Genomic DNA, 25920 nt, shown 5'->3' on the forward strand with positions numbered 1-25920 from the left:
CAGTGACTGTCGCACCGACTGTGCCCCTGTCACGGTCCAGGCAAGCTATCCCTAGCCGTGCCTCGTCAAGTCTCCTTGCGGTACGCCGGGGCGCGCTGAGGCCCTTGGGCAGGGCGGCTTTCCAGCAGGGGAAGAGTCCTGGGTGCTACGACCGTCGACAGCACGATGATGCTGGTGGAACGGACGACGGCGGGGGAGCGGTTGAGCGTGAGCAGACTTGTCTGAAGATCCTCGTGGGAGGAGGCCGCCAGCTTGCACAGTACGTCGGAGGAGCCCGTGGTTGCGTACGCCTCGGTGACGGCAGGCAGCGCGGTGAGGTGATCGGTGACCTCCTCGAGAGCTCCCTGGGCGATTTCGAGAGTCACGAAGGCATGAACAGGGAATCCTGCCGCTGTCACGTTGACGGCAGGCCCGTACCCGGCTACCACACCGGTGCGTTCGAGGCGATCCAGCCTGGCCTGAACGGTTCCCCGGGCTACCCCCAGGCTTCGGGACAGTTCTAGCACGCCGATCCGTGGGTTCTTCTGCAGCGTGCGCAGTAGATCGATGTCCAGTAGATCGAGGGACATCTTGTCGTCCATGAGGATCACCTTGCACCTTGCTTGGCTGTCTAGCTATGCAAAGTGTACAGCCAGACAGAATATGAGGTGGGCAAAATGGTCAGGATGAGCAGCTGAGAAGGTCACTCTTGCGTAAGGGGGAGGTGTTGTTGTTGCCTCGGCGTCCAGCGATTCAACAGCGTGAGCCGAGGAGGACAACGCGTGACCGTCGAAGAGACTCTCACCAGCCAGGAACGTCTTGCAGAGCTCGGCCTCGAGCAGCTTCAGCAGTTGGTCGGACTCGTCGAGTACGACGGGCAGCGCGACCCGTTCCCGGTCAGGGGCTGGGATGCGGTGGTGTGGTCGGTGGGCAACGCCACGCAGGCGTCGCTGTACTTCCAGACCGCCTTCGGCATGGAGCTCGTCGCCTACTCGGGCCCCCAGACCGGTAACCGTGACCACCACGCCTTCGTGCTGCGCTCGGGTGCCATCCGCTTCGTGCTGAAGGGGGGTGTCGACCCGGACAGCTCTCTGCTGAACCACCACCGCCGCCACGGCGACGGTGTCATCGACATCGCCCTCGAAGTGCCGGACGTCGACAAGTGCATCAGCCACGCCCGGGCGCAGGGTGCTGTCGTGCTGGAGGAGCCGCACGACATCAGCGACCAGCACGGAACGGTGCGGCTGGCGGCCATCGCCACCTACGGCGAGACCCGTCACACCCTGGTCGACCGCTCCCGCTACAGCGGTCCCTATCTCCCCGGATACGTTGCCCAGAGCTCTGGTTACGTCAAGCCTCAAGGAGAGCCCAAGCGGTTGTTCCAGGCGCTGGACCACGTGGTGGGCAATGTTGAACTCGGCCGTATGGACGAGTGGGTCGACTTCTACAACCGTGTCATGGGCTTCACCAACATGGCCGAGTTCATCGGGGACGACATCGCCACCGACTACTCGGCGCTGATGAGCAAGGTCGTCGCCAACGGCAACCATCGCGTGAAGTTTCCCCTCAATGAGCCGGCGGTGGCCAAGAAGCGCTCGCAGATCGATGAGTACCTCGACTTCTACCGTGGCCCCGGTGCCCAGCACCTCGCCCTGGCCACCAACGACATCATCACCACCGTCGACGTGCTGCGTGCCAAGGGCGTCGAGTTCCTCGACACCCCCCAGACGTACTACACCGATCCCGAACTGCGGGCCCGGATCGGGCAGGTGCGGGTGTCGATCGAGGAACTCGCCTCACGCGGCATCCTCGTCGACCGGGACGAGGACGGCTACCTGCTGCAGATCTTCACCAAGCCGATCGGTGACAGGCCCACCGTGTTCTTCGAGTTCATCGAACGACATGGTTCGCTCGGCTTCGGCAAGGGCAACTTCCAGGCCCTGTTCGAGGCCATCGAGCGCGAGCAGGCCAAGCGCGGCAACTTCTAGACACCGGAGATCTGCCGCCGTGCCTCACTACCGCAGCTTGGGCGTGATCCCGCCCAAGCGCCATACCCAGCACCGCCGCCCCGACGGGGGCCTCTACTACGAAGAGCTTGTCGGGGAGGAGGGCTTCTCCTCCGACTCCGCACTGCTGTACCACCTCGGGGTGCCCTCGGCCATCGTCGATGCCCGCGCCTGGGACCTGCCCGACCAGACCACGACGCCGAATCACCCGTTGCTGCCCCGTCACCTGCGACTGCATTCCCTCTTCCCGGACCACGGCGGTGGGCTCGGCGCTTCCACCGATGTGGTCACCAGCCGTCGCCTGGTCCTTGGTAATGGTGATGTTCGGATTTCCTATGTGGCGGCCAACAGCCCAAGCCCGCTGTACCGCAACGCCGTTGGCGACGAGTGCGTTTACGTCGAGTCCGGGGCAGGCACTGTCGAAACCACCTTCGGCGCGCTCCCGGTCCGCCAAGGTGATTACGTCATCCTGCCGCGTGCCACCACCCACCGCTGGCAGCCGGCCGCGGGGGAGCTGCTGCGCGCCTACATCATCGAGGCCAACAGCCACGTCGTTCCTCCCAAGAGGTATCTCTCGCGCTATGGGCAGCTGCTGGAGCACGCCCCCTACTGCGAGCGTGACCTACATGGTCCGGCGCAGCCGCTGATCGTCGAGGGCGGTGAGACCGAGGTCTACATCAAGCACCGAGGGTCAGGAGCCGGCGGCGTGGCCGGTACCGTGCACGTGCAGCAGAGCCACCCGTTCGACGTGGTCGGCTGGGACGGCTGCCTCTATCCCTACACCTTCAACATCAGCGACTTCGAGCCGCTCACCGGACGCGTGCACCAGCCACCGCCGGCGCACCAGGTGTTCGAAGCAGGAAACTTCGTGATCTGTAACTTCGTTCCCAGGAAGGTGGACTACCACCCCCTCGCCGTGCCTGTCCCGTATTACCACGCCAACGTCGACTCCGATGAAGTGATGTTCTACTGCGGCGGTGACTACGAGGCCCGCAAGGGCTCCGGTATCGACCAGGGTTCGGTCGGCCTGCACCCCGGCGGACACTCTCACGGCCCACAACCCGGCGCGGTCGAGAGGTCCCTGGGCCTTGAGTTCTTCGACGAGCTCGCCGTCATGGTCGACACGTTCCACCCCCTGGAACTCGGCGAGGCTGCTGCGGAATGCGAAGACTCCGGCTATGCCTGGACCTGGGCCGGCACGGGGGACCGATGACGAGCTCTGTCTTCGCGGACGTCTTCGAGACCTTTTTCGACGATGCTGCCGTTTTCCCACCCGGCAATATGCCGATGCCACAGGCTGTCACCGACCACGGCAGCCACCACAGGACCTGGTACGCCCCCACGCTGGGCCCCTTCGTCTGCCCGGCAGAGCGCCTGAACGAGCTCCGCGCCGTGTGGGACGGCCGACGGCCGCTACCGCTCAGTCTTCTCCTGCCGGGCCAGGCAGGCCTGACAGCACTGTTGCAGCAGGCAGAGCGCATATCGGCAAGCCCTCTCAAGGCTGTCGAGGTCGTCCTGCCCGTCGGCATGCCGCTGGCGGAGGCCCTGAGAATGCTCGATGACCAACTGCCCGAGGACGTGCCCTGCTATCTCGAGGTACCCCGAGGAGCACAGCAGGATTCGGTCCTCGACACGCTCGCTGCGACCCGTTACAGGGCCAAGTTCCGCACGGGAGGTGCGGAACCCGAAGCACATCCCGACGAGTGGGAACTGGCACAAGCCATCTTGAGCGCTGTCCGGCGTGGAGTGCCCTTCAAATGCACGGCAGGGCTCCACCACGCAGTACGGCACACCGACGGTGTCCTGGAACAGCACGGCTTCCTCAACGTCCTGCTCGCCACGGCGGCTGCCGCCGACGGGGCAGACCGTCTCGACGTGGCGGCCGTGCTTGCCCAGCGATCGTCCCAGGAGGTCACACGGCAGATCAGATCGGTCGATCCGCGCCGCCTGATGGTGGCCCGCGCCTGCTTCGTGTCCTTCGGAACCTGCAGCATCTTCGACCCGATCACCGATCTCGTCGCGCTCAATCTGATGCACCCCCTTGAGGAGAAGAACCGATGACCTGGCTCGATGTGCCGAAGGACTCCGCCTTCGGCGTGACGAACCTGCCCTACGGCGTCTTCTCCCGCACAGGCCCGGGCCGCCGAGTGGGTGTGCGGATCGGGCAGTGGGTGCTTGACCTGGCCGCGGCACTCGGTGACCCCGCGTTCGCCGAGCCCGCCCTGAACGGATTCCTCGCCCAGGGCCGTCGGCGCTGGAACGAGACACGCGCCCGCGTCACCGAACTGCTCACCGACGAACGCCACCGCGCAACCGTCACCCCAGCGTTGGTACCCATCCGCGAGGCACGGATGCACCTGCCGTTCACGATCGGCGACTACGTCGACTTTTATGCCAGCGAACACCACGCAAGCAACATCGGGCGGATGTTCCGGCCCGACTCCGATCCGCTGACGCCGAACTGGAAGCATCTGCCGATCGGCTATCACGGGCGGTCCGGCACCATCGTCGTCTCGGGAACTGCCGTGCGCCGTCCCCAAGGACAGCGCAAGCCCTCCCCGCAGTCCGCGCCGGTCTACGGCCCGTCGCAGCGGCTCGACATCGAAGCCGAGGTCGGATTCGTCGTCGGCACCGGCTCCTCACTTGGACGGCCGACCGGCGTCAAGGAGTTCACCGATCACGTCTTCGGCGTCTGCTTGGTCAACGACTGGTCGGCCCGCGATATTCAGGCCTGGGAGTACGTGCCGCTCGGCCCGTTCCTGGGCAAGTCGTTCGCCACGTCCGTCTCCGCCTGGGTCGTCCCTCTCGAAGCGCTCGACCACGCCCGGGTCACCCCGCCGCCCCGCCACCCGCAGGTGCTGGACTACCTGGCCGACACCGACCCGTGGGGGCTGGACCTGACACTCGAGGTCCGCCTCAACGGGCACGTCATCTCCCGGCCACCGTACGCCTCCATGTACTGGACACCCGCGCAGATGCTGGCCCACATGACGGCCAACGGCGCCTCGGTCCGCACCGGTGACCTGTACGCGTCGGGTACGGTCAGTGGCCCGGCCGAGGACCAGCGGGGCTCCCTGATGGAGCTCAGCTGGGGAGGCCGGCAACCGATCACTCTCCCCGACGGCACCAGCCGTACCTTCCTGGAGGACGGCGACGAGATCAGCATCTCGGCCACGGCACCGGGGTCGGCGGGAACCTGTATCGGCTTCGGCGAGGTCACCGGTCGTATCCTGCCCGCAGGTGGTGACGCCTGATGGACAAGGTGATCTCCTCCGCGGCCGACGCGGTCGTGGACGTGCCGTCCGGAGCGTCACTGGCGGTGGGAGGATTCGGGCTCTGCGGCATCCCGGATGCCTTGATCACCGCCCTGCACGCCCGCGGCATCGGCGACCTGCGTGTGGTCTCCAATAACTGCGGTGTTGACGATTGGGGCCTGGGCATACTGCTGTCCGCAGGACGCATCAGCCGGGTCACCGCCTCCTACGTCGGCGAGAACAAGGAGTTCGCCCGCCAATACCTGGCCGGAGAGCTCGAAGTCGAACTGTGCCCTCAGGGAACCCTCGCCGAACGCCTGCGGGCCGGCGGGGCGGGCATCCCCGCCTTCTACACCCCCGCAGGCGCGGGCACTGCGGTGGGCGAGGGAGGCCTGCCCTGGCGCTACGACAGCGACGGCCGCGTCGCCCTCGCCTCACCGCCGAAGGAGACCCGCCGTTTCGCCGGGCGCGAGTACCTGCTGGAGGAGTCCATCACCACCGACTTCGCACTCGTTCACGCCCAAATAGGGGACCGGCACGGCAACCTACGCTTCGCCCGGTCCGCGGCGAACTTCAACCCACCTGCGGCCATGGCGGGAAGCATCACCATCGCTCAGGTCGAGCATCTCGTGGAGCCCGGCGGCCTCGCCCCCGAGGATGTGCACCTGCCCGGCATCTACGTACAGCGCGTGGTGCCCGCCCGCGGCGTGCAGAAAAGGATCGAAAAGCGCACCGTGCGGGAGGCCCTGTGAGCTGGACACGCCCCCAGATGGCCGCTCGGGCCGCGGCCGAGCTGGCCGACGGCGACTACGTCAACCTGGGCATCGGCCTTCCCACGCTGATTCCCGACCACATCCCACCGGACGTACAGGTTGTCTTGCACAGTGAGAACGGCATCCTGGGCACCGGCCCCTACCCGGCGGCCGACGCGGTGGACCCCGACCTGATCAACGCAGGCAAGGAGACCGTCACCGTCCTGCCCGGCGCGGCGTTCTTCGACTCCGCCACCTCCTTCGGCATGATCCGCGGCGGTCACATCGACACCGCCGTCCTGGGCGGCATGCAGGTCTCGGCCGACGGGGACCTTGCCAACTGGATGGTCCCCGGGAAGATGGTCAAGGGCATGGGTGGTGCGATGGACCTGGTGCACGGCGCCAGCCGGGTCATCGTTTTGATGGAACACACCGCGAAGGACGGCGCCCCCAAGATCGTCAATCGCTGCACGCTGCCGCTCACCGGCCGCCGCGTGGTCCACCGGATCATCACCGATCTGTGCGTCCTGGACGTCACCGCAGGCGGTCTCGTCCTGAGTGAACTCGCCCACGGCGTTACCGAGGACGACGTACGCGCGCACACGCAGCCCCCCTTCGTCTCGGCCCTCGCCTGACCACCGCGCGCACGTCGCAGGCCAAGCCGCATCACCGCTGCTGCCATGACGTGCCGCCGGGCACCGCCAAGAGCCCGCCTGCACCGATCCGCCTGCCCGGCCGTCTGGCCGGGCCACTGTCACAGCCCGGTGTCTGCCATCGCGCTGTACCTCCCACCTGCACATCAGGAGCATCAATGAAGACCCTGCTCACCGAGTTCGAGGCGAAGGATCCGGAGATCGTCTTCGAGTGGCACGACTCCGAGACGTCTGCCAGAGGCTGGGTGGTGATCAACTCCCTGCGGGGAGGCGCCGCCGGAGGCGGAACCCGCATGCGCCGAGGGCTGGACCGCCACGAGGTCGAGTCACTGGCGAAAACGATGGAGATCAAGTTCACCGTCTCGGGGCCGTCGATCGGCGGTGCGAAGTCCGGTATCGACTTCGATCCGCAGGACCCGCGCAAAGAAGAAGTGCTGCACCGCTGGTACAAGGCGGTCGCCCCACTGCTCAAGGCGTACTACGGCACCGGCGGAGACCTCAACGTCGACGAGATCCAGGAGGTCGTCCCCCTCACCGAGGCCCACGGGCTGTGGCATCCCCAGGAGGGCGTGGTCCACGGCCACTACGGCGCCGCCAGCGCAGGCACCGTCCACCGTGTCGGTCGGCTCCGCCAAGGCGTGGCCAAGACAGTGGAGGACCCCCGCTACACCCCGGATTCCGTCCGTAAGTACACCATCGCCGATCTGATCACGGGCTGGGGTGTCGCAGAATCGATCCGGCACTACTACGCTGCTTACGGCGGCGACATCGTCGGCAAGCGGGTCATTGTCCAGGGATGGGGCAACGTCGGCGCTGCAGCCGCTTACTATGCCGCGCAGTCTGGCGCCAGCATCGTCGGAGTCATCGACCGCCACGGCGGAATCATCAACCCCGACGGCTACGCGCCTTGCGAGGTGCGGAACCTCTTCCTCGGCCGGCACGGCAACACACTGGACGCCGAGAACCTGCTGTCCTTCGACGAAGTCGATGCCCGCATCTGGGACATCGGCGCCGAAGTCTTCCTCCCCTGTGCTGCATCCAGGCTGGTCACCCGGGAGCACATCGATCGCCTGACCGCTCGAGGGCTGGAGGTCATCAGCAGCGGCGCGAACGTGCCCTTTGCAGACTCCGAGATCTTTTATGGGCCGACTTACGAGCACGCCGACAAGAGCGTCGCCGTGATCCCCGACTTCATCGCCAACTGCGGCATGGCCAGGACGTTCGCCCTGCTGATGGAGGCTGATGCGGAAATCTCCGACGAGGCGATCTTCCACGACGTCTCCGCCACCGTCGCCACCGCGCTCCATAGATGTCGCAGCCGGTCGCAGGCCACGACAGGGCTGGCGAGCACCGCCTTCGAGATCGCCCTGATGAATCTCCTCTGAAAGGCTGAGCCGTTCAAGGAGCTGAGTAGGAGACGCAACCCGATGGCTGCGCCGGGCGGTCGAAGGCGCGCTTGACGCGGGCTCGGACCTGCAGGGGACGCGGTTACCGCAGGGCAGGCGGCGAGGGACGAGGCGCCGGGTTCCCTGGTAGCCGAAAGACGGGGTGTTCGCCCAGCTCAGCGGCCTGCTGTGCGGCCTCGTGCGGCAGAAGGAGGGGCGCAACGCAGAACCATCGGCCTGTGTGATCGACGCGCAGCGCATCAAGACCTCCACGGGCGTGCTCACTGTGGACTAGAGCCTGTCCTGCCGATCATGTGGGCCAGATGACGGTCAAGCGGGCCAGGTAGATGGTGGTGGCCTCAGTGCTGGATCAGGCCGCCGACGGGGACGGGAGCGACGTGGCCGGCTGCCGGAAGGGTCTGCGCCAGGGCGAGGCCGATGTCGACCAGCGATGACCGGCGCAGGCCAGCGACGTCGGGGATCGGAGTCCAGACCGACTCGGCGGTTTCGCCGTTCGGCTCAGGCCGGAGTTGGCCGCCGGTGATACGGACTCGGTAGAAGATGCCGACATTCTGGTGCTCGGGTAGGCCGGGCAAGGGGCGGTCGGCCGCGGGGATCACCCTCGAGTCCACGCCCAGCAGGCGTTCGACCACCGCGTCGCAGCCGGTCCTTCAGCGACCTCCCGGATCACCGCATCGAACGGATCCTCCGCGTGCTCGACCCTGCCGCCCGGAAGGGTCCAGTTACTCTCGCCCTTCGGTGGTACGGACCGGGCGAGCAGCACCCGCCCGTCCTCGATGCACACGGCGTACGCCGCCAGCCGGAAACTCATCCCCGTACCTCCCCACCGGACGCTATCCCAACGTCCAAGATCCGCGCATCGCTGGGGCTGTCCCGCCGAGCGGCCGCCGGCCTTGTTGAGCAGGGTCACGTTGTCGCCCTTGGCCGTCAGATGCCAGCGCTGCGTGGCGTCTGCGGCATCCCGGGTTCGCAGGACGAGGTCGGGGACGTCCCCGGTGAGGTTCGCGTCCTGCGTCCTCCTGGCGTCGGGGCTGAGGGCCTGACCGGTCGCGCGGTTGACGAGGGTGATGTAGGCGCCCTTGGACCGGCCGAGGTCGACCCCGGCGTAGCGCACGGAGTCGGCGCCCCCGCCACCGAAGTCGGCCTGGAGGATGACGACGCGGCCCGTGCCCTCGACGTACTGAAGAGCGCGGCTGTAACCGGCGGCGATCGGCATCTGGTACTCCTTCCAGGTGCCGTCGCTTTTACCGGGCTCGTTCACCCAGACGCTGCCGTTGCCATTCGCGTTGTAGAGGATCTGACTTGCGGTGCCGTTGGGTTCTGCGGGGCATGCGGTTGTCCTGATGGGGGCGATGAGTCGGTAGATTTCGCGTGCGACGTATCGCTTCAGGCACCTGATGATCTCCCGGCGGCAGCAGATGCCGCTCCGCGCGGTGGCCGACAGATCAACAGAAGGGCACCAAAGCCAGTCTTTCCGCGGGTCAGGCCACCGCTCGAAGTGGTACCAGATCATCCTCACAGTCTTTCCAGTCTGGAGAGATGCGCGTCGAACGAGAGTCCCGATTGGGTGGTCGCGGGGCGCGACGCGCATCACCGGCCGGCCCTGGTCTGGGCCGACGGTGGCTACACCGGCAGCCTCATCGGGTACTGCCTGGCCGCGCTCGCGCTGTTCGTTGCGATCATCAAGCGCAGCGACGGCGACAAAGGGTTCGTGGTGCTGCCCAAACGGTGGATCGTCGAGCGGTTCTTCGCCCGCCTGATGCGCACCCGCCGCCTGGTGCGCGACTTCGGGCACCGCACCAAGAGCGCCGAAGCGATGGTCTACTGAGCTATGACGCTGCTCATGACCCGCCGCCTGGCTGCGACGCGACGCCGTCGGCCGGCATGAACCGGCCGGGCGCGGGCTCGGCGAGCCAGCCGCCCGCGACCAGCCGTTTCGCCTTCGATCGCAGTGCCTCCACCCGCGCCGGCACCGCGTCCATGCCGAAAGCGGCGGCTATTTCCTGGCAGGTCAGCGGCCCCTGCCCGGAGCCGGGACGGGTCCGTGAGCGCCTTGAGGATGCGCTGGTAGTCCACCGACAGCACCGACCAGACCAGCCCTTCACGCCACACCGGCACCTGCGACTTCGGCTTCGCCGCATCCCGGGGTGCCGACTGCACCTCCGTATCCCGCGGGCCCGGGGTGACCTCCGTGCTGGCGGTGTTGCCGCCGTCCGGAGACACACATCGACCCGCCTGCGGGAGATCGCCCACTCCTGCCATTCCTGCTCGGCCGCGGCCAGCTCGGCCGGGATGCGGTCGGCCTCCTCCCGTAGCTCGTCGACTCGACGGCGAGCGGCGAGCTCGTGCCGTTCCAGTATTCCGACGACCGACGGCATCCGCGACCTCCCAGGGAGTCACCGAACCTATGCCTGACCAGCGAAAACGCTACCCCCAGCTTCGGTACGACAACAGCTACTCACAAGCTGGATTCCCTTCCGCCAACAGCGCAGGGGGCAGGCATCCGGGATCCGGACACCTGCCACCCTAGCGCCGCCTGGCCCGGGACTACGAGACCCTCCCGGCCCGTTCCAAGGCCATGATCCAACTGGTGATGGCCAGCCTGATGGCCCGCCTCCTCACCGGCGAAACCGCCACTTTCTGGCGCAACTCTTCACCACGGGATCAAACGCTTATTGAGTCGCATTCCGAGCCGTCGTGACCAGCCTGGTGTTACATCAAGGCGCGGTCTCGGGCCTGCGGTCGATTTCGGCCGGCGCGTCATGCCCCACCGGGGAGGCGCTAGCGGATTCGATCCGTCCCGGCCGCTGACGGTGGACGCGGACGAGCCAGTAGCTTACGCCCGCCACCGTCCACACAGCCAGCAGTGCGTAGGGGCGCCAGTCGGTTTCGAAGCCCAGGACGATGAGTACGACAGCGGCGATCATGCCGGCCACCGACGCGATGACAATCAACGTCCGGCTGAATTGGAGCCGGGCACGGGCGTAGACGTCGGGACGGGAGCGAATGACGTTCAGGCTGGCGAGGCAGGTGCCGAAGTACTTCAGCATGGTGGGAATGTTGACGGCCAGAAGCAATGGCAGGATGTCCTGTGACACTGCTGTCCCGAGAACACTGGCGAGGAAGACGACTGTGGTGGCGACATGTGGTGTCTTCCAGCGGGGATGGACCTTCGCCATGCCGCTCGGCAGCACACCGGCTTGTCCCATGGCGAACAGGAACCTGGTGAACACCAGGAGTGTTGCGTTGAGAGACTTGAGCAGGGACAGGAAGGCCGCCGTGACGATGAGCGGGGTCGCCCACGTACCGAGGGCGTGACGAGCTGCGGTGAGTAGAGGCGCCGAACTGTCCGCCAGTTTCACGGGCCCGACCGCGCCCAGCGCGACGACGGAGATCGACAGGTAGACCAGTGCGGTCAGCCCCAGGGCCAGCACCAGCCCCAACGGGATGTTCCGTTCCGCGTTCCGTACCTCCCCTCCGATCTCGGTGTTGGATTCGATGCCGAGGAACAGGCTGACGAGCAGGGGGATGGCGGCGAGAATCGGGCTCCAGCCCGGGAACAGCGGCTCGAGCTGGGCGCTACTGAATTCATGTGCCCCGAAGCCGACGAAGAGGGCGAAGACAGCCAGGAGCAGGAGCATCAGGACCGTCTGAGCCCGTGCCGCGATCGAGGCGCCGAAGTAGTTGAGACCGAAGACCACAGTGAACAGACCCAGCATCACCGGCACAGTCGGAATGCCTGACCAGACCATGGACAGATAGGCGACGAGCACACGCGCCAGAAGCACCATGAGCGCCACATTGCCGACGATGCGCAGCCACACCACGACGAATCCGGCGAAGGGGTGGACGAACTCGCGCTGCCACTCGTAGGACGCGCCAGTCTTGGGCAGCGCCGAGGCCATGAAGGCGTAGACGAAGCCAAAGATCACCATGGGGAGTGCAGCCAGTACGGTCGCGATCAGCAGGCCCGAACCGGCGACCTTCGCTGCCGGACCGAGCACGGTGAAGATGGATACTCCGATCGCCGATCCGGCCCCGAGCATGACGAGGTCGGTCAGGCCGACCGACCGTTTCAGAGCCTTGTCCTCAGCCGCTGCTGCGCTGTGATCCTTCACCGAGTAGTCGCCTCCTTGACGCAATAATGGTGTGCTGGGAAAACCCGAGGAGCTCTGCGGTGTGGGGATGCCTCGGTGTACGAGGCTGCTCGCGTCACTCTGGACGATCGCGCCGTCCTATTGGATCGACAGCGCGCTGGATTCTCTGCCGCACCGCTGGCGGCCGTGCATGTATAGCCCGGGTGCGCGCGGGGTGCTTGCGCTTGACCGACCAAACCCGCTGTGGCGGCGCGGCCGAATACGCAGGAACGGTCGACGCCGCAGTAGGCGCGGCCGTTGCAGATGATGTTCAGACCGGCTTGTCGATGCCCGTGCTTCAACAAGTTCAGAGTGAAGCTACTAGGTGTTGAAGAGGTACACAAGAGATGTGATTTTTGGACTGCAGCCATGCCTGGGGTGGCGAGCCGCAGTAAGTGGGTGCCCGGGGGTCGTGTGTCGACTCAGCCGCTGACCAGCGTGGCAGAACGTCCAGGCGTGCCGCGTCATCCTGTGTCCTGGGTGGACGATCGGCATCGCGTGCTGGGCGAGGTGGGCCGTTCGTCGTCGAATTCGATGAAGTGTTGAACACTTCTACATTTTGCGGGAAACATCTGGCTGTAACGTCCACAGAAAGCGATGCCCCGCCATGACTGTGAAGACTCCCCGGCACGTGGTGCAGGGCCTGCTGCCCTCGCCGACACCCGTGCGGTTCGTGAGCGAGGAGGGCAAGGCGCTCAAGCCGCCGACCAGCTACACGCTCCCCGAAGACCAACTATTGCGCCAGGCGTACCGGCGGATGGTGGTCGGGCGCCGGTTCGACACCCAGGCGACTGCCTTGACCAAGCAGGGCCGGCTCGCCGTCTATCCCTCCAGTCGGGGGCAGGAAGCCTGCCAGGTGGCAGGCCCTTTGGTACTCGGTGAGAAGGACTGGCTGTTTCCCACCTATCGCGACAGCGTGGCTCTCGTCTCCCGTGGCGTGGACCCGGTGGAAGTGCTGACTCTGCTGCGGGGCGACTGGCACTGCGGATACGACCCGGTGGCAGTCCGAGTGGCACCCCAGTGCACCCCGCTGGCCACCCAGGTGATCCATGCCACCGGTCTTGCCGATGCGATGCGCCGCACGGGTGAGACCGGCGTCGTCCTCGCACTCATCGGCGACGGCGGCACGAGTGAAGGCGACTTCCACGAAGCCCTCAACTTCGCCGCAGTGCTGGGCGCACCGGTGGTGTTTCTGGTACAGAACAACAAGTACGCCATCTCGGTGCCGCTCGCGAAGCAGACCGCCGCACCCGCTCTCGCCTACAAGGGCATCGGCTACGGGGTGCGCTCCGAGCAGGTCGACGGCAACGACCTGGTTGCGGTCACCGCGGTGCTCCAAGCCGCCGTGACACATGCACGCACCGGACAGGGCCCCTTCCTTGTCGAAGCACACACCTACCGCATGGACGCGCACACCAACGCCGATGACGCCACCCGATACCGCGATCAGGAGGAGGTCGACCGCTGGTCGGCGGCGGATCCGCTGCACCGGCTGGAGACGTACCTGCGCGGCCGCGGCCTGCTCGACGACGCGGACATCACCGGTTTCCAGGAAGAGGCAGAGGCCCTTGCGACAGACCTGCGCGAGCGGATGAACATCGACACAGCACCTGATCTGCTCTCCCTCTTCGACCACGTCTACGCCGAACCCACCCCGCAGCTGCGCGCGCAGCGCGCGCAGCTCGAGGCCGAGCTGCGCGCTCAGGAGGACTGACATGCCCAAGGTCTCCATGGCGCAGGCCCTCAACCAGGCCCTGCGCGACGCACTGACCGAGGACGACCGCGTCCTCGTCTTCGGTGAGGACGTGGGCCCGCTGGGCGGCGTCTTCCGTATCACCGACGGCCTCACCAAGGACTTCGGTGAGGACCGCTGCTTCGACACCCCGCTCGCCGAGTCCGGCATCGTCGGCCTTGCCGTCGGGCACGCCATGGGCGGCCTGCGGCCGGTCGTGGAGATGCAGTTCGACGCCTTTGCCTACCCGGCGTTCGAACAGATCGCTTCGCATGTCGCCAAGATGCGCAACCGCACCCGAGGCCGACTGCCGCTGCCGATCGTGATCCGCGTGCCGTACGCCGGCGGGATAGGCGGTGTCGAGCACCACTGCGACTCCAGCGAGGCCTACTACGCCCACACCCCTGGTCTGAAAGTGGTCACCCCGGCCACCGCCGAGGACGCGTACTGGCTGCTGCGTGACGCCGTAGCTGATCCCGACCCAGTGGTCTTCCTGGAGCCGAAGAAGCTCTACTGGTCCAAGGAAGAGGCGGATCTCGCCGCGCGCCGGGCCGCCCCGTTCGGCAGGGCCGTCGTCCGCCGCGCCGGCCGGGACGCCACGTTGGTCGCTTACGGCCCCTCGGTCCCCGTCGCACTGAAAGCCGCCGAGGAGGCGGCCCAGGACGGCCTCGAGCTCGAAGTGGTCGACCTGCGCACCCTCGTCCCGTTCGACGACGAGACCGTCGTCGCCTCCGTTCGCCGTACCGGCCGGTGCGTCGTGGTTCAGGAGGCGCAGGGATTTGCAGGCGTCGGCGCGGAGATTGCGGCCCGGGTCCAGGAGCGCTGCTTCCACTCGCTCGCCGCCCCCGTGCTGCGCGTCACCGGATTCGACATCCCCTACCCGCCGCCGAAGCTGGAACACGCACACCTGCCAGGCGTCGACAGGGTCCTGGACGCCGTCGACCGCCTCCAGCACGACGACGCGCCGGACATCCTCCATATCGCGGAAAGGGTTGCCCGATGACGGCCATCGCCGCCGACACCCAGGTGTTCCTCCTTCCGGATCTCGGGGAGGGCCTGGCCGAGGCCGAGATCATCGAATGGCGGGTTGCGGTCGGAGACACCGTCGGCATCGATCAGATCGTGGTCGAGGTGGAGACGGCCAAGGCCGCCGTTGAGGTGCCCGTGCCCTACGCGGGCACCGTGGTGCACCTGTACGCGCAGGCGGGGGAATCCGTGAACGTAGGGGCGCCTCTGATCTCCGTCGGGCCGGCATTTCCTGCCGACGACGCCCAAGACCCTGCCGCCGACCGCTACCGCGAAGAGGAGCAGGCCGGCTCTGGCAATGTGCTGATCGGGTACGGCACCGGCCACGCCGTGACACGCCGCCGCAGGCGCCGCGGGCGCGTGAGCACGGACCAGCCGCTGGCTGCAGAGACCACCCCACGACCCACGGGGGCCGTGCCGCTGGTCATCTCCCCGCTCGTGCGCCGCCTGGCCCGAGACAATGGCATCGACCTCATCCGTCTTGCCCCCACCGGCCCGTACGGGGTCATTGTCCGCCGGGACGTCGAGCAGGCCATCGACCGCCTGCGCCCCACCGATGCATCCGTCGGCTCCGCGGTGCCCGAGCCGCCGTCGGCCCCTGCCCGTCCCTCAGCAGCCGGTGAGGAGCGGATCCCGCTGCGCGGACTGCGCCGTGCCGTGGCCGACAAGCTGTCGCGCAGCCGCACCGAGATCCCGGACGCCACCACCTGGGTGGACGTGGATGCGACCGGCCTGCTGCATGCCAAGGACGTCCTCAAGGCTTCCGAACGGGACTCGCCCATCGGCCTCATGGCGGTACTCGCCCGGATCTGCGTGGCCGGCCTGAGGCGTTTCCCCGAGCTCAACTCGTCCGTCGACACCGAACGAGCGGAGATCGTCCGCCACCCGGCGGTTCACCTCGGGTTTGCGGCACAGACCGAGCGAGGTCTCGTGGTTCCCGTCGTCCGGGACGCCGACAGCATGACCACCGCTGAGCTCGCGGCCGAGCTGGCACGCCTGACCGAGCTCGCCCGCAACGGAACACTGCCGCCGGCGGCCCTGACCGGAGGCACCTTCACACTCAACAACTACGGTGTGTTCGGGGTGGACGGCTCCACGCCCATCATCAACCACCCCGAGGCCGCGATCCTCGGCGTGGGCCGCATCGTGGACAAGCCGTGGGCGGTCGACGGCGCGCTCGCCGTCCGCAAGGTCACCCAGCTCTCCCTCAGCTTCGACCACCGGGTCTGCGACGGCGGCGTCGCAGGCGGCTTCCTCCGCTATGTCGCCGACTGCGTGGAGCGGCCCGTAACCCTTCTCGCCCGTCTGTGACCTGACCCAAGAGGTACACCCATGTCGCGCAAGACTTTTGAAGTTCCCCAGTCCTTCTTCGCCCGCCACCAAGCGCTCCTGACGCGGGCAGTGACCGCCATCCACAGCCGGGACCACTGGACGGCGTTCCCGGAATCGCCGAGCAAACAGGTGTACGGCGAAGACGCGGCGAAGCTCGGCGAGGCCGCCTTCCAGGAGCAGACGGGCAGCCCGTTCGATCTGCCAGGCCACCCTGGGACGGAACGGGTGGACCCTGGGGAGACCTCTCCCTACGGCTTCCCCCTCCACATCAGTTACCCCCTGCTCTCACCTGAGGCGGCCGTGTCAGCCGCGAAGGCCGCGGCCCGCGCCTGGCGGGACGCCGGACCGGACGCCCGCGCCGGAGCCGCTGCGGAGATCCTCACCCGGCTCAACGCCGCCAGCTTCGAAATCGCCCACGCCGTGCAGCACACCACCGGGCAGGCGTTCGTCATGGCCTTCCAAGCTGGCGGCCCGCACGCCCAGGACCGTGGCCTGGAGGCCGTTGCGTATGCCTGGTCGCAGCAGAAGCTGCACCCGGACACCACGCGCTGGACCAAGCCGCAGCGCAAGGGCGGCCCCGTGGTGATGGACAAGAGGTTCCAACCGGTCGGTCGAGGTGTCTCCCTGTTGATCGCCTGCAACACCTTCCCGACCTGGAACGGTTACCCGGGACTGTTCGCCTCCCTCGTCACGGGCAACCCTGTCGTGGTCAAGCCCCATCCCGGTGCGGTGCTGCCGCTCGCGATCACCGTCCGCATCGCCCGGGAGGTGCTCGCCGAGGCCGGCTTCGATCCCAACATCGTGGTGCTCGCCGCCGAAGGGCCCGCAGAGCGCAACGCGGGCACCCTAGCCCTGCATCCGGACGTGCGGATCATCGACTTCACCGGTTCCACCGAGTTCGGCGACTGGCTGGAGACCCACGCCCGTCAGGCAGCTGTGCACACCGAGAAAGCAGGCCTGAACACGGTCGTCCTCGACTCGACGGACGACTACCGAGGCCTGCTGGGCAACCTCGCCTTCTCCCTTGCCCTGTACAGCGGCCAGATGTGCACCACCCCGCAGAACCTCCTCATCCCCCGCCAGGGCATCACCACCGACCAGGGCACACGGACCGCCGACGAGTTCGCCGACGACCTGGGCGCCGCACTGGACCGGCTGCTCGCCGACCCCGCCCGCGCCGCCGGGACACTGGGGGCGATCGTCAGCTCAGGTGTCCGTGAGCGGCTGGAACAGGCGGCCCGGCTCGGCCGAACAGTCCATCCCTCGACACAGGTGCCGCACCCCGAGCACCCCCAGGCGGACGTCCGAACCCCGCTGCTCGCCCGGCTGGACGCACAGTCCGACAGGGAAACCTACACACGAGAGTGGTTCGGACCGATCTCCTTCGTGATCGGCACCGACTCCACCGAGCACAGCCTGCGCATCTTCCGGGAGACCGTGCGCGAACACGGGGCCCTGACCGCCGCCGTGCACTCCACGAGCGAAAGCGTGCTCGAGGCGACGGAGGAGGCAGCGCTGGACGCCGGCGTGCACCTGTCGGAGAACCTCACCGGCGGCGTCTTCGTCAACCAGTCCGCCGCCTTCAGCGACTTCCACGGCAGTGCGGCCAACCCGGCGGCAAGCGCCACCCTCTCCGACGCCGCCTTCGTCACCGGACGTTTCGCGGTCCTGCAGTCGCGCCGCCACGCCCCTGCACAGGAGTCCGCCGATGCCTGACGACATCTACCTGATCGACGGTGCCCGCACCCCGCAGGGCCGCTACGGCGGGGCCCTCGCTTCCGTACGCCCCGACGACCTGGCCGCCCTCGTTGTCGGGGAGGCCGTACGCCGTTCGGCGATCCCTGCCGAGGCCGTGGACGAAGTGATCCTCGGCGCGGCCAACCAGGCCGGTGAGGACAACAGGGACGTCGCACGCATGGCCGTACTGCTCGCCGGCCTGCCCCACACCGTGCCGGGCTACACCGTGAACCGGCTCTGCGCCTCGGGGCTGACGGCTGTTGCCTCGGCTGCTCAGGCGATCCGAGCCGGCGAAGCCGAGCTGGTCGTCGCCGGCGGTGTGGAGTCGATGAGCCGGGCACCGTGGGTGATGGAGAAGCCGGGAACCCCCTGGGCCAAGCCCGGAGCGGTTCATGACACCGCACTGGGCTGGCGCTTCACCAACCCGCGCTTCGCCGCCGCCGACAGGGCCCTGCCACAGGAAACCGGATCCGAAACGGCGAAGGTTACTCTGTCGATGGGGGAGACCGCCGAGGAGGTCGCAGCGCTCGACGGCATCACCCGCGCCGAGTCCGACGCGTTCGCGCTGCGCAGCCACCAGCGCGCGGTGGCCGCGCAGGAGGCGGGCCGCTTCGACCGGGAGATCGTGCCGGTCACCGCGAACGACGGCAAGGTCACCCGCGACGAAGGACCGCGCCCAGGCACCACCCTGGACAAGCTTGGGACCCTGCGCACCGTCTTCCGCCCGAATGGCATCGTCACCGCAGGCTCCTCCTCACCGCTGTCCGATGGCGCCGCCGCACTGGTGGTGGCCGGCGCAGCGGCTGTGGAACGCTACGGGCTCACCCCGCGCGCCCGGATCGTCACTTCCGCCTCGGCGGGCGTCCAGCCCCACATCATGGGACTCGGCCCGGTCCCGGCCACCGAAAAGGCCCTGGCCCGCGCCGGGTGGCAGGCATCCGACCTGGACGCCGTCGAACTGAACGAGGCATTCGCCGCACAGGCACTGGCCGTCATGCGCCGTCTGGAACTGGACGAGGAGAAGGCCAACGCCGACGGCGGCGCGATCGCCCTGGGACACCCGCTGGGCTGCTCCGGCGCCCGCATCCTGCTCACCCTGCTCGGTCGACTGGAGCGCGAGGACGCCCGCAGGGGGCTGGCGACCCTGTGCGTCGGCGTGGGACAGGGCGTCGCGATGCTGGTGGAGCGGGTATGAGCGGCACCGTGCACGAGACGCTCCTGGTCGAGGAGCTGGAGGACCGGGTGGTGGTCGCCCTGCACCGGCCCGAAGCCCGCAACGCCATCAGCGGACGCATGATCGCAGAGCTGCACGAGGTCTGCGCCGAGCTGGAGCGCGCCCCGAAACTCCTGCTGCTCACCGGGCACGGCGGTGTCTTCGCCGGCGGTGCGGACATCGCCGAGCTGCTGCAACGTGGCCGGGACGAAGCCCTGCAAGGCATCAACAGCCGCCTGTTCGAACGGGTCCGGCGACTGCCGATGCCCACCGTCGCCGCCGTCGACGGCTGGGCGCTGGGCGGCGGTGCCGAGCTGGCGTACGCATGCGACATCCGCATCGCCGGCCCCGACGCCGTCTTCGGCAACCCCGAGCCGGGACTGGGCATTCTCGCCGGGGCCGGCGCGTGCTGGCGGCTGCCGGAACTGGTGGGGGAGTCGGTCGCCAAGCAGGTGCTCCTGGCCGGGCGGAACCTCGACGCGACCGCGGCCCTGGCCGCCGGGCTGGTCATCGACGTCGTCGAGCCCGAAGAACTGCTCGGCGCGGCGCACACGCTGCTCGACCGCATGGCGCGTTCCTCGGTCACGGCCCTGCGCCTGACCAAGCTCGTCGTCGACGCGCCGGCCGCACACCCGGTCGTCGACGACCTGGCCCAGGCCGTGCTGTTCGAAAGCCAGGACAAGAACGACCGGATGACCCGCTTCATGGAGAAGAGGAACCGCGCATGACCGCAGCACCCGCAGCCGTCGGCGTCATCGGCGGCGGCCGCATGGGCGCCGGAATCGCCCAGGTCTTCGCAGCGGCCGGCTCGTCCGTGACCGTCGTCGAGAGTGACGCGCAGACCGCCGCCACCGCACGGAACCGTATCGCCGACGGCCTGCGACAGGCCGCGCAGCGGGCCCGTCTCACCGAACCCGTGGAGCACATACTGGCCCGCGTGAGCACCGCCGAATCGGTGCGGGACCTTGCTCCGCACGCCGATCTGGTCGTGGAGGCCGTTCCCGAGGACGCCGCACTCAAGATCCGCCTCCTCACGGAGGTCGAGACCGTCGTGAGCGCACAGACCGTACTGGCCAGCAACACCAGCTCGCTGTCGATCGCCGATCTCGCCGCCACCCTGACCAGGCCCGGCCGCTTCCTCGGCATGCACTTCTTCAATCCCGTGCCCGCTTCCGGCCTGGTCGAGATCGTCGTCCCCGACGGCACCACACCGGAGACCGTGGACCGTGCCCTCGGCTGGACGCGCTGCCTCGGGAAGAAGGACATCGTGGTCAAGGATTCCCCGGGCTTCGCCAGCAGCCGTCTGGGCGTGGCACTGGGACTTGAGGCCATTCGCATGGTTGAGGAGGGCGTTGCAGAGCCCGAGGCCATCGACGACGCCATGCAACTCGGCTACAGGCACCCGATGGGTCCCCTGCGCGTGACGGATCTGGTCGGCCTCGATGTCCGCCTCGCCATCGCAGAGTACCTGCACGCCACCCTCGGCGAACGCTTCGCTCCGCCCCGGCTGCTGAGGGAGAAGGTCGCCAGCGGCGAACTGGGACGCAAGACCGGGCAGGGGTTCTACCCATGGCACTGAGCGGAACGACACCCAGCACAGCGTCCGCCGACGAGCACAGGGTCGGCTACACCCTGCAGGACGGCGTCGCCGTCATCGAACTGCGCAGGCCCTCCGCCGGAAACGCTCTTGACCAGGCACTGCGCCACGGACTGCTGGCCGCCGTCCGGCAGGTACACGCCGACGGCGGACAGGCCAGGGCCGTACTGCTCGCGGCACACGGCAAGCACTTCTGCGTCGGCCAAGACCTCAAAGAACACGCCCATGCCCTGCGCACCAGTCCTGAATCCGCCTTCGACATCGTGCGGGCCGAGTACAACCCGCTGGTCGAAGAGGTGTACGCGCTGCCGCAGCCGGTGATCGCGGCGATCGAGGGCGCCTGCGTGGGGGCAGGACTCGGCCTCGCTCTGTGTGCCGACCTCCGGGTGTCAGGAGAGAACGCCCGTTTCTCGACCGCCTTCACAGGAATCGGACTGGCCGCCGACAGCGGCCTGAGCGGCACGCTGGCCCAGACGGTCGGCCCGTCGAGGGCCGCCGCGATGATGCTCCTGGGCGACCGCTTCGACGCCGAGTCGGCACACCAATGGGGCCTCGTCCACCAGCTCGTACCGGATGGCTGCGCCCTGGCAGAAGGCCTGACCCTCGCCCGCCGCCTGGCAGCCGGCCCCACCGCGGCGTACATCGAGGCCAAGGCACTCCTGAGGAACACGTTCGGCATGCAGCTGCCTGCAGTACTGGAGCGCGAGGCGGCAGCGCAGCAACGGCTCGGCCGAACCGTGGACCACCAGGCCGCCGTACAGGCGTTCCTCGGCGGACGGCAGCCTTTCTTCGCAGGGAGCTGAACAGGCCCCCGGCACACGTCGGCAGCAGAACGCACATCAGACGCACGATCAACAGACCAGGACGGTGCAGATGGACACGGCACACGCCGACCCAACAGCAGCAGATGGCACCACAGAGGATCTCCAGGCCCACTTCGAGGACACGATCCGCCGTGACCAGAGGATCGAGCCTCGTGACTGGATGCCCGACGGGTACCGCAAGACGCTCATCCGGCAGATAGCACAGCACGCGCACTCCGAAATCATCGGCATGCAGCCGGAAGGAGAGTGGATCACCCGCGCGCCCTCGCTGCGCCGCAAGGCGATCCTGTTCGCCAAGGTCCAGGACGAGGCCGGCCACGGCCTCTACCTGTACTCGGCCGCCGAGACCCTGGGCGCCGACCGCGCGGACCTCACCAACCGGCTGATCGAGGGACGCCAGAAATACTCGTCGATCTTCAACTACCCGACGCCGACTTTCGCCGACGTCGGCGTGATCGGCTGGTTCGTGGACGGCGCCGCAATCTGCAACCAGGTGCCGCTGTGCCGCAGCTCCTACGGCCCGTACGCACGGGCCATGGTGCGGATCTGCAAGGAGGAGTCCTTCCACCAACGGCAGGGTTACGAACTGCTGATGACGATGATGCGCGGCACCGACGCCCAGCGCGCGATGGTGCAGGACGCCGTCGACCGCTGGTGGTGGCCGTCGCTGATGATGTTCGGCCCGCCCGACGACAACTCACCCAACTCGGCTGCATCCATGGCCTGGAAGATCAAGCGGCACAGCAACGACGAACTGCGCCAGCGCTTCGTCGACATGACGGTCCCCCAGGCGCAGAAGCTCGGCGTGACCCTGCCCGACCCGGAGCTGCGCTGGAACGAGGAACGAGGCCGCCATGACTTCGGAACCCCGGACTGGAGCGAACTCCAGCGCGTGATCTCTGGAAACGGGCCGTGCAACACCCAGCGCCTTGAGCGGCGCGCGGCAGCACACGAGGAAGGCGCCTGGGTACGGCAGGCCGCCGCCGCACATGCCGCCAAGCGTGCCGCGCACGAACCGAAGGGAGCGGTGGCATGAGCGACACACAGACCCCGAAGGACAGATGGCCCCTGTACGAGGTGTTCATACGCGGAAAGCGCGGCCTGAACCACGTGCACGTCGGTTCGCTGCGCGCCGCTGACGACCAGATGGCCCTCACCCACGCCCGCGACCTGTACACCCGGCGCAACGAGGGCGTGAGCATCTGGGCCGTGCGATCCGAGCACCTCGTGGCCTCCACCCGCGACGAGAAAGACCCCTTCTTCGCCCCCAGCGCCGACAAGGTGTACCGGCACCCGACCTTCTACGACATCCCCGACGACGTCCCGCACATCTAGGAGCAGGGCATGAGCGACGATCACGTCTACTTGACCCTCGCCGAGGGACACGAAGACGACACACGCTGGGCCTATGGCACCGGCTTCGAGGACCCACTGCACGGCGTGGACGGCACCGTGCCCGAGGGCGTGGACGCAGCGTGGCTGGCCACGCTCTGTATGGCGCTCGCCGACGACGCCCTCGTCCAGGCTCAGCGTCTGGCCGAGTGGACCACCCGCGCCCCGGAGCTGGAAGAGGAGGTGGCCCTCGCCAACATCGGGCTCGACCTGCTCGGACAGGCGCGTCTGCTGTACGCCCGTTGCGGCCGGCTCGACGACACCGGACGAGGTGAGGACGCCTACGCCTATTTCCGCGACGCGGGCGACTTCCGCAACGTACGTCTCGCCGAGCTGCCCAACGCCGATTTCGCGTTCTCGATCGCGCGGCTGCTGGTGCTGTCCAGCTGGCGGCTCGCGCACTTCGAGAGACTCACGGCCGTTGGCGACCCGGTGCTCGAGGCTGTCGCCGCCAAGGGCATCAAGGAGCTGACCTACCACCGGCAGTACGCCGCAGAGTGGGCCATCCGCCTCGGGGATGGCACCGATGAGTCCCACCGCAGGATGCAGTCGGCGCTCAAACAGATCTCTCCCTGGCTGGAGGAGCTGTTCGCCGCCTGCGACGTCCGGCAGGACGTGATGGCCGTACTGGAGCCCGTCATGGAGGCAGCCGGGCTCGTGTTCCCTGAAGAACGGCCGCTGCGTGGAGCAGGCCGTGCGGGAGACCACACCGAGCACCTCGCTCCACTGCTGGCCGAGTTGCAGAGCGTGGCACGCGCACATCCGGACGCGGCATGGTGACCACCCCGGCGGACGTGCACCGCGCCCGGCAGGTCGCGGCGCGGGTGCCGGATCCCGAACTGCCCATGCTGACCCTGGCCGACCTGGGCGTGCTGCGCAACGTGACGATACTTACCGACGGCACGGTCGTCGCAGAACTCACTCCCACCTACTCCGGATGCCCGGCCATGGCGGAGATGCGCGCCGAGATGGCGGAGCGCCTCAGCAACGCCGGATACGAGCGGGTGGAAGTGCGTACCGTTCTCGCCCCGCCCTGGACTACCGACTGGATCACCCCCGCCGGCCGCCGCAAGCTCACCGAGCACGGCATCGCACCCCCGGGGCCGGCTCCGCGACCCGCTACCGGTCCAGTGCCCCTGGTGCTCTCGACGACCCGGCCCACGACGCCGTGTCCACGCTGCGGCTCCACCGACACGCAGGAAGCCTCCCGCTTCGGCGCAACCTCCTGCAAGGCGCTGTGGCGCTGCCGCGCCTGTCGCGAACCGTTTGAGTACGTCAAGGAGATCTGATGGAAGACCTGCCGATCCCCGGCACCGGTGCCCTCACCATGAGGCGGCGCGTACGCCGCCCGGCCTTCCACTTCCTGCGCGTGGCCGCCGTCCAGCGGCTGTGCACGGACGCGGTCGCCATCGCTTTCGACGTGCCCGACGATCTGGCCGAAGAGTTCTCCTTCGCCCCCGGGCAGTCGCTCACGCTGCGCCGGCAGGTGGACGGCCACGATGAGCGGCGCTCGTACTCAATCTGCTCCGCGACGGGGACACGACCGCGGATCGGGGTACGAGAAGTGCCCGGCGGCCTGTTCTCCTCCTGGCTGGTCCGAGAGGTGAAGCCCGGAGACCTGGTCGAGGCCATGGCGCCCACCGGTGCCTTCACACCCGACCTGACCACGCCGGGCCACCACGCCCTCGTCGCCGCCGGCTCGGGCATCACACCGATGCTCTCCATCGCCGAGTCGGTACTCGCCGCCAACGACGACTCCATAGTCACGCTCATCTACGGCAACCGCCGCACCGACTCGGTGATGTTCACCGATGAGCTTGCCGATCTGAAAGACCTCCACCCCACCCGGTTCCAGCTCGTCCATGTGCTGTCCCGGGAACCCCGCGAAGCGGATCTCCTGTCCGGGCGCCTGGACGCCGACCGGCTGGGCGCCCTTGTCGAGGGCCTGGTCGATGCCGGGGTCCCCGACCACTGGTGGCTGTGCGGCCCGCACGGCATGGTCCAGGACGCCCAGCGGGTGCTCACTGGACTCGGCGTTCCCACCCACCTGATCCACCAGGAGCTTTTCTTCGCCGAGGACGAACCGGTAAAGCCCGTTCGCCACGAGGACGGCACGGTTGACGGGCCGGTCAGCCAGGTCACCGTCGTCCTGGACGGCCGCTCCACGACCTCCTCCCTCTCCCGCAACGCCACCGTGCTCGACGCGGCCTCCCACATCCGCCCCGACCTGCCCTTCGCCTGCAAGGGCGGCGTCTGCGGCACCTGCCGAGCCCTGGTCATCGGTGGTACGGCAGTCATGCGCCGCAACTACGCGCTGGAACCTGCCGAGGTCGACGCGGGCTACGTGCTGACCTGCCAGACGTTCCCCGAGTCCGACACCCTGACGGTCGATTTCGACAGCTGAGGAAGAAGCCCATGAACCCCCGCTTCGAAGTCGCCGAGGGCGTCAGCACGCTGTGCCTGGACCGCCCGCCGATGAACGCGCTGAATACCGCGACGCAGGACAGGCTGAAGGAACTGGCCGAGGAGGCGGCCCGACGGGACGACGTGCGCGCCGTGGTCGTCTACGGCGGAGAGAAGGCGTTCGCGGCGGGCGCGGACATCAAGGAGATGCAGGCCATGGACCACACCGCGATGGTCCTGTGTGCCCGTGCGCTGCAGGACGCATTCACAGCGGTGGCAGCCCTGCTGAGGGGCGCGTGTCAGTTGCTCATCGACACGACCCCGGCATGGAGGTCGTCGCGGAGGCGGCCACCGGCCGCGAAGCCGTGCAGCGCGCCCGGCTGCACCATGCGGACGTGGTCGTCATGGACATCCGGATGCCCGACATGGACGGGCTGACCGCCCACCCGCCTGATCTGTGGTGACGAGGTGCTCGCCG

Annotated in this window: 25 protein-coding genes and 3 pseudogenes; 24 read left to right on the forward strand and 4 right to left on the reverse strand. The window is 68.1% G+C overall.

Annotation, left to right across the window (positions count from 1 at the left end):
* Positions 1-65: 65 nt before the first annotated feature.
* The gene (locus tag ACWY4P_RS44610; RefSeq protein WP_385140874.1) at positions 66-581 is read right to left on the reverse strand and encodes an Lrp/AsnC family transcriptional regulator; all 516 of its coding nucleotides are present in this window, start codon (positions 579-581) and stop codon (positions 66-68) included.
* 249 nt (positions 582-830) lie between these two features.
* Here ACWY4P_RS44610 and hppD point away from each other — a divergent pair, with 249 nt between their 5' ends.
* The 8 genes and pseudogenes from hppD to ACWY4P_RS44650 form a co-directional block, all read left to right on the forward strand.
* Positions 831-1967 (forward strand): 4-hydroxyphenylpyruvate dioxygenase, encoded by a 1137-nt coding sequence (gene hppD, locus ACWY4P_RS44615; RefSeq protein ID WP_456213269.1) that lies wholly within the window; start codon positions 831-833, stop codon positions 1965-1967.
* Positions 1968-1986: 19 nt separating this feature from the next.
* Positions 1987-3198 carry a homogentisate 1,2-dioxygenase domain-containing protein gene (locus ACWY4P_RS44620; RefSeq protein ID WP_456206526.1) on the forward strand — a complete coding sequence of 404 codons (1212 nt, stop codon included), beginning with the start codon at positions 1987-1989 and terminating at the stop codon, positions 3196-3198.
* The gene (locus tag ACWY4P_RS44625; RefSeq protein ID WP_456206527.1) at positions 3195-4046 is read left to right on the forward strand and encodes a hypothetical protein; all 852 of its coding nucleotides are present in this window, start codon (positions 3195-3197) and stop codon (positions 4044-4046) included. Before ACWY4P_RS44620 ends, ACWY4P_RS44625 begins: the two co-directional genes overlap by 4 nt.
* Positions 4043-5239 carry a fumarylacetoacetase gene (gene fahA / locus ACWY4P_RS44630; RefSeq protein WP_456206528.1) on the forward strand — a complete coding sequence of 399 codons (1197 nt, stop codon included), beginning with the start codon at positions 4043-4045 and terminating at the stop codon, positions 5237-5239. The genes ACWY4P_RS44625 and fahA overlap by 4 nt, the downstream gene beginning before the upstream one ends.
* Positions 5239-5991 (forward strand): CoA transferase subunit A, encoded by a 753-nt coding sequence (locus ACWY4P_RS44635; RefSeq protein WP_456206530.1) that lies wholly within the window; start codon positions 5239-5241, stop codon positions 5989-5991. The genes fahA and ACWY4P_RS44635 overlap by 1 nt, the downstream gene beginning before the upstream one ends.
* On the forward strand, positions 5988-6626 hold the full coding sequence (locus ACWY4P_RS44640) for a 3-oxoacid CoA-transferase subunit B (RefSeq protein WP_358708163.1): 639 nt from the start codon (positions 5988-5990) through the stop codon (positions 6624-6626). Before ACWY4P_RS44635 ends, ACWY4P_RS44640 begins: the two co-directional genes overlap by 4 nt.
* 176 nt (positions 6627-6802) lie before the next feature.
* A complete protein-coding gene (locus tag ACWY4P_RS44645; RefSeq protein ID WP_456206531.1) occupies positions 6803-8029 on the forward strand; it encodes a Glu/Leu/Phe/Val dehydrogenase dimerization domain-containing protein in 1227 nt (408 codons plus the stop codon).
* A gap of 157 nt (positions 8030-8186) precedes the next feature.
* Positions 8187-8315 (forward strand): annotated as a pseudogene (locus ACWY4P_RS44650) (IS5 family transposase); the annotation flags it as partial.
* A 73-nt stretch (positions 8316-8388) separates the two neighbouring features.
* Here the strand turns inward: ACWY4P_RS44650 and ACWY4P_RS44655 are convergent.
* Positions 8389-8861 (reverse strand): annotated as a pseudogene (locus ACWY4P_RS44655) (NUDIX hydrolase).
* Positions 8862-9617: 756 nt separating this feature from the next.
* Between ACWY4P_RS44655 and ACWY4P_RS44660 the strand changes: the two are divergent.
* Complete coding sequence (locus tag ACWY4P_RS44660; protein ID WP_456206533.1) at positions 9618-9878, forward strand: transposase; 261 nt, start codon at positions 9618-9620, stop codon at positions 9876-9878.
* Positions 9879-9891: 13 nt separating this feature from the next.
* Here the strand turns inward: ACWY4P_RS44660 and ACWY4P_RS44665 are convergent, their stop codons facing one another.
* The gene (locus ACWY4P_RS44665) at positions 9892-10032 is read right to left on the reverse strand and encodes a hypothetical protein (RefSeq protein ID WP_456206534.1); all 141 of its coding nucleotides are present in this window, start codon (positions 10030-10032) and stop codon (positions 9892-9894) included.
* 735 nt (positions 10033-10767) lie between these two features.
* Positions 10768-12168 carry an APC family permease gene (locus ACWY4P_RS44670; protein WP_358708170.1) on the reverse strand — a complete coding sequence of 467 codons (1401 nt, stop codon included), beginning with the start codon at positions 12166-12168 and terminating at the stop codon, positions 10768-10770.
* 625 nt (positions 12169-12793) lie between these two features.
* Here ACWY4P_RS44670 and pdhA point away from each other — a divergent pair.
* The 15 genes and pseudogenes from pdhA to ACWY4P_RS44745 all read left to right on the forward strand — a co-directional run bounded on the left by pdhA (position 12794) and on the right by ACWY4P_RS44745 (position 25906).
* Positions 12794-13900 carry a pyruvate dehydrogenase (acetyl-transferring) E1 component subunit alpha gene (gene pdhA / locus ACWY4P_RS44675; protein WP_456206535.1) on the forward strand — a complete coding sequence of 369 codons (1107 nt, stop codon included), beginning with the start codon at positions 12794-12796 and terminating at the stop codon, positions 13898-13900.
* A 1-nt stretch (position 13901) separates the two neighbouring features.
* Complete coding sequence (locus ACWY4P_RS44680) at positions 13902-14921, forward strand: alpha-ketoacid dehydrogenase subunit beta (protein ID WP_358708174.1); 1020 nt, start codon at positions 13902-13904, stop codon at positions 14919-14921.
* Positions 14918-16255, forward strand: a complete 1338-nt coding sequence (locus ACWY4P_RS44685) for a dihydrolipoamide acetyltransferase family protein (protein ID WP_456206536.1) — start codon at positions 14918-14920, stop codon at positions 16253-16255. Before ACWY4P_RS44680 ends, ACWY4P_RS44685 begins: the two co-directional genes overlap by 4 nt.
* Before the next feature lie 21 nt (positions 16256-16276).
* On the forward strand, positions 16277-17992 hold the full coding sequence (gene paaN / locus ACWY4P_RS44690; RefSeq protein WP_358708178.1) for a phenylacetic acid degradation protein PaaN: 1716 nt from the start codon (positions 16277-16279) through the stop codon (positions 17990-17992).
* Entirely contained in the window at positions 17985-19208 is a 1224-nt protein-coding gene (locus ACWY4P_RS44695) for a thiolase family protein (RefSeq protein ID WP_358708180.1), read from the forward strand. The genes paaN and ACWY4P_RS44695 overlap by 8 nt, the downstream gene beginning before the upstream one ends.
* Positions 19205-19954, forward strand: a complete 750-nt coding sequence (locus ACWY4P_RS44700) for an enoyl-CoA hydratase/isomerase family protein (protein ID WP_456206538.1) — start codon at positions 19205-19207, stop codon at positions 19952-19954. The genes ACWY4P_RS44695 and ACWY4P_RS44700 overlap by 4 nt, the downstream gene beginning before the upstream one ends.
* Positions 19951-20805 carry a 3-hydroxyacyl-CoA dehydrogenase family protein gene (locus ACWY4P_RS44705; RefSeq protein WP_358708184.1) on the forward strand — a complete coding sequence of 285 codons (855 nt, stop codon included), beginning with the start codon at positions 19951-19953 and terminating at the stop codon, positions 20803-20805. The genes ACWY4P_RS44700 and ACWY4P_RS44705 overlap by 4 nt, the downstream gene beginning before the upstream one ends.
* The gene (locus ACWY4P_RS44710) at positions 20796-21626 is read left to right on the forward strand and encodes an enoyl-CoA hydratase/isomerase family protein (protein WP_358708187.1); all 831 of its coding nucleotides are present in this window, start codon (positions 20796-20798) and stop codon (positions 21624-21626) included. The genes ACWY4P_RS44705 and ACWY4P_RS44710 overlap by 10 nt, the downstream gene beginning before the upstream one ends.
* A gap of 70 nt (positions 21627-21696) precedes the next feature.
* The gene (gene paaA / locus ACWY4P_RS44715; protein WP_456206540.1) at positions 21697-22683 is read left to right on the forward strand and encodes a 1,2-phenylacetyl-CoA epoxidase subunit PaaA; all 987 of its coding nucleotides are present in this window, start codon (positions 21697-21699) and stop codon (positions 22681-22683) included.
* Positions 22680-22982, forward strand: coding sequence for a 1,2-phenylacetyl-CoA epoxidase subunit PaaB (paaB, locus tag ACWY4P_RS44720; RefSeq protein ID WP_358708191.1), 303 nt, complete (start codon positions 22680-22682; stop codon positions 22980-22982). Before paaA ends, paaB begins: the two co-directional genes overlap by 4 nt.
* Before the next feature lie 9 nt (positions 22983-22991).
* The gene (gene paaC, locus ACWY4P_RS44725; protein WP_456206542.1) at positions 22992-23819 is read left to right on the forward strand and encodes a 1,2-phenylacetyl-CoA epoxidase subunit PaaC; all 828 of its coding nucleotides are present in this window, start codon (positions 22992-22994) and stop codon (positions 23817-23819) included.
* Positions 23813-24328 (forward strand): 1,2-phenylacetyl-CoA epoxidase subunit PaaD, encoded by a 516-nt coding sequence (gene paaD / locus ACWY4P_RS44730; protein WP_456206543.1) that lies wholly within the window; start codon positions 23813-23815, stop codon positions 24326-24328. The genes paaC and paaD overlap by 7 nt, the downstream gene beginning before the upstream one ends.
* Entirely contained in the window at positions 24328-25443 is a 1116-nt protein-coding gene (paaE, locus tag ACWY4P_RS44735; protein WP_358708197.1) for a 1,2-phenylacetyl-CoA epoxidase subunit PaaE, read from the forward strand. The genes paaD and paaE overlap by 1 nt, the downstream gene beginning before the upstream one ends.
* A gap of 11 nt (positions 25444-25454) precedes the next feature.
* A pseudogene (locus ACWY4P_RS44740) lies at positions 25455-25754 on the forward strand (enoyl-CoA hydratase/isomerase family protein); the annotation flags it as partial.
* Positions 25755-25768: 14 nt separating this feature from the next.
* Positions 25769-25906, forward strand: a complete 138-nt coding sequence (locus ACWY4P_RS44745; RefSeq protein WP_456206544.1) for a response regulator — start codon at positions 25769-25771, stop codon at positions 25904-25906.
* The last annotated feature ends 14 nt before the right edge of the window (positions 25907-25920 follow it).

The sequence above is a fragment of the Streptomyces sp. LZ34 genome (genome assembly GCF_053890475.1).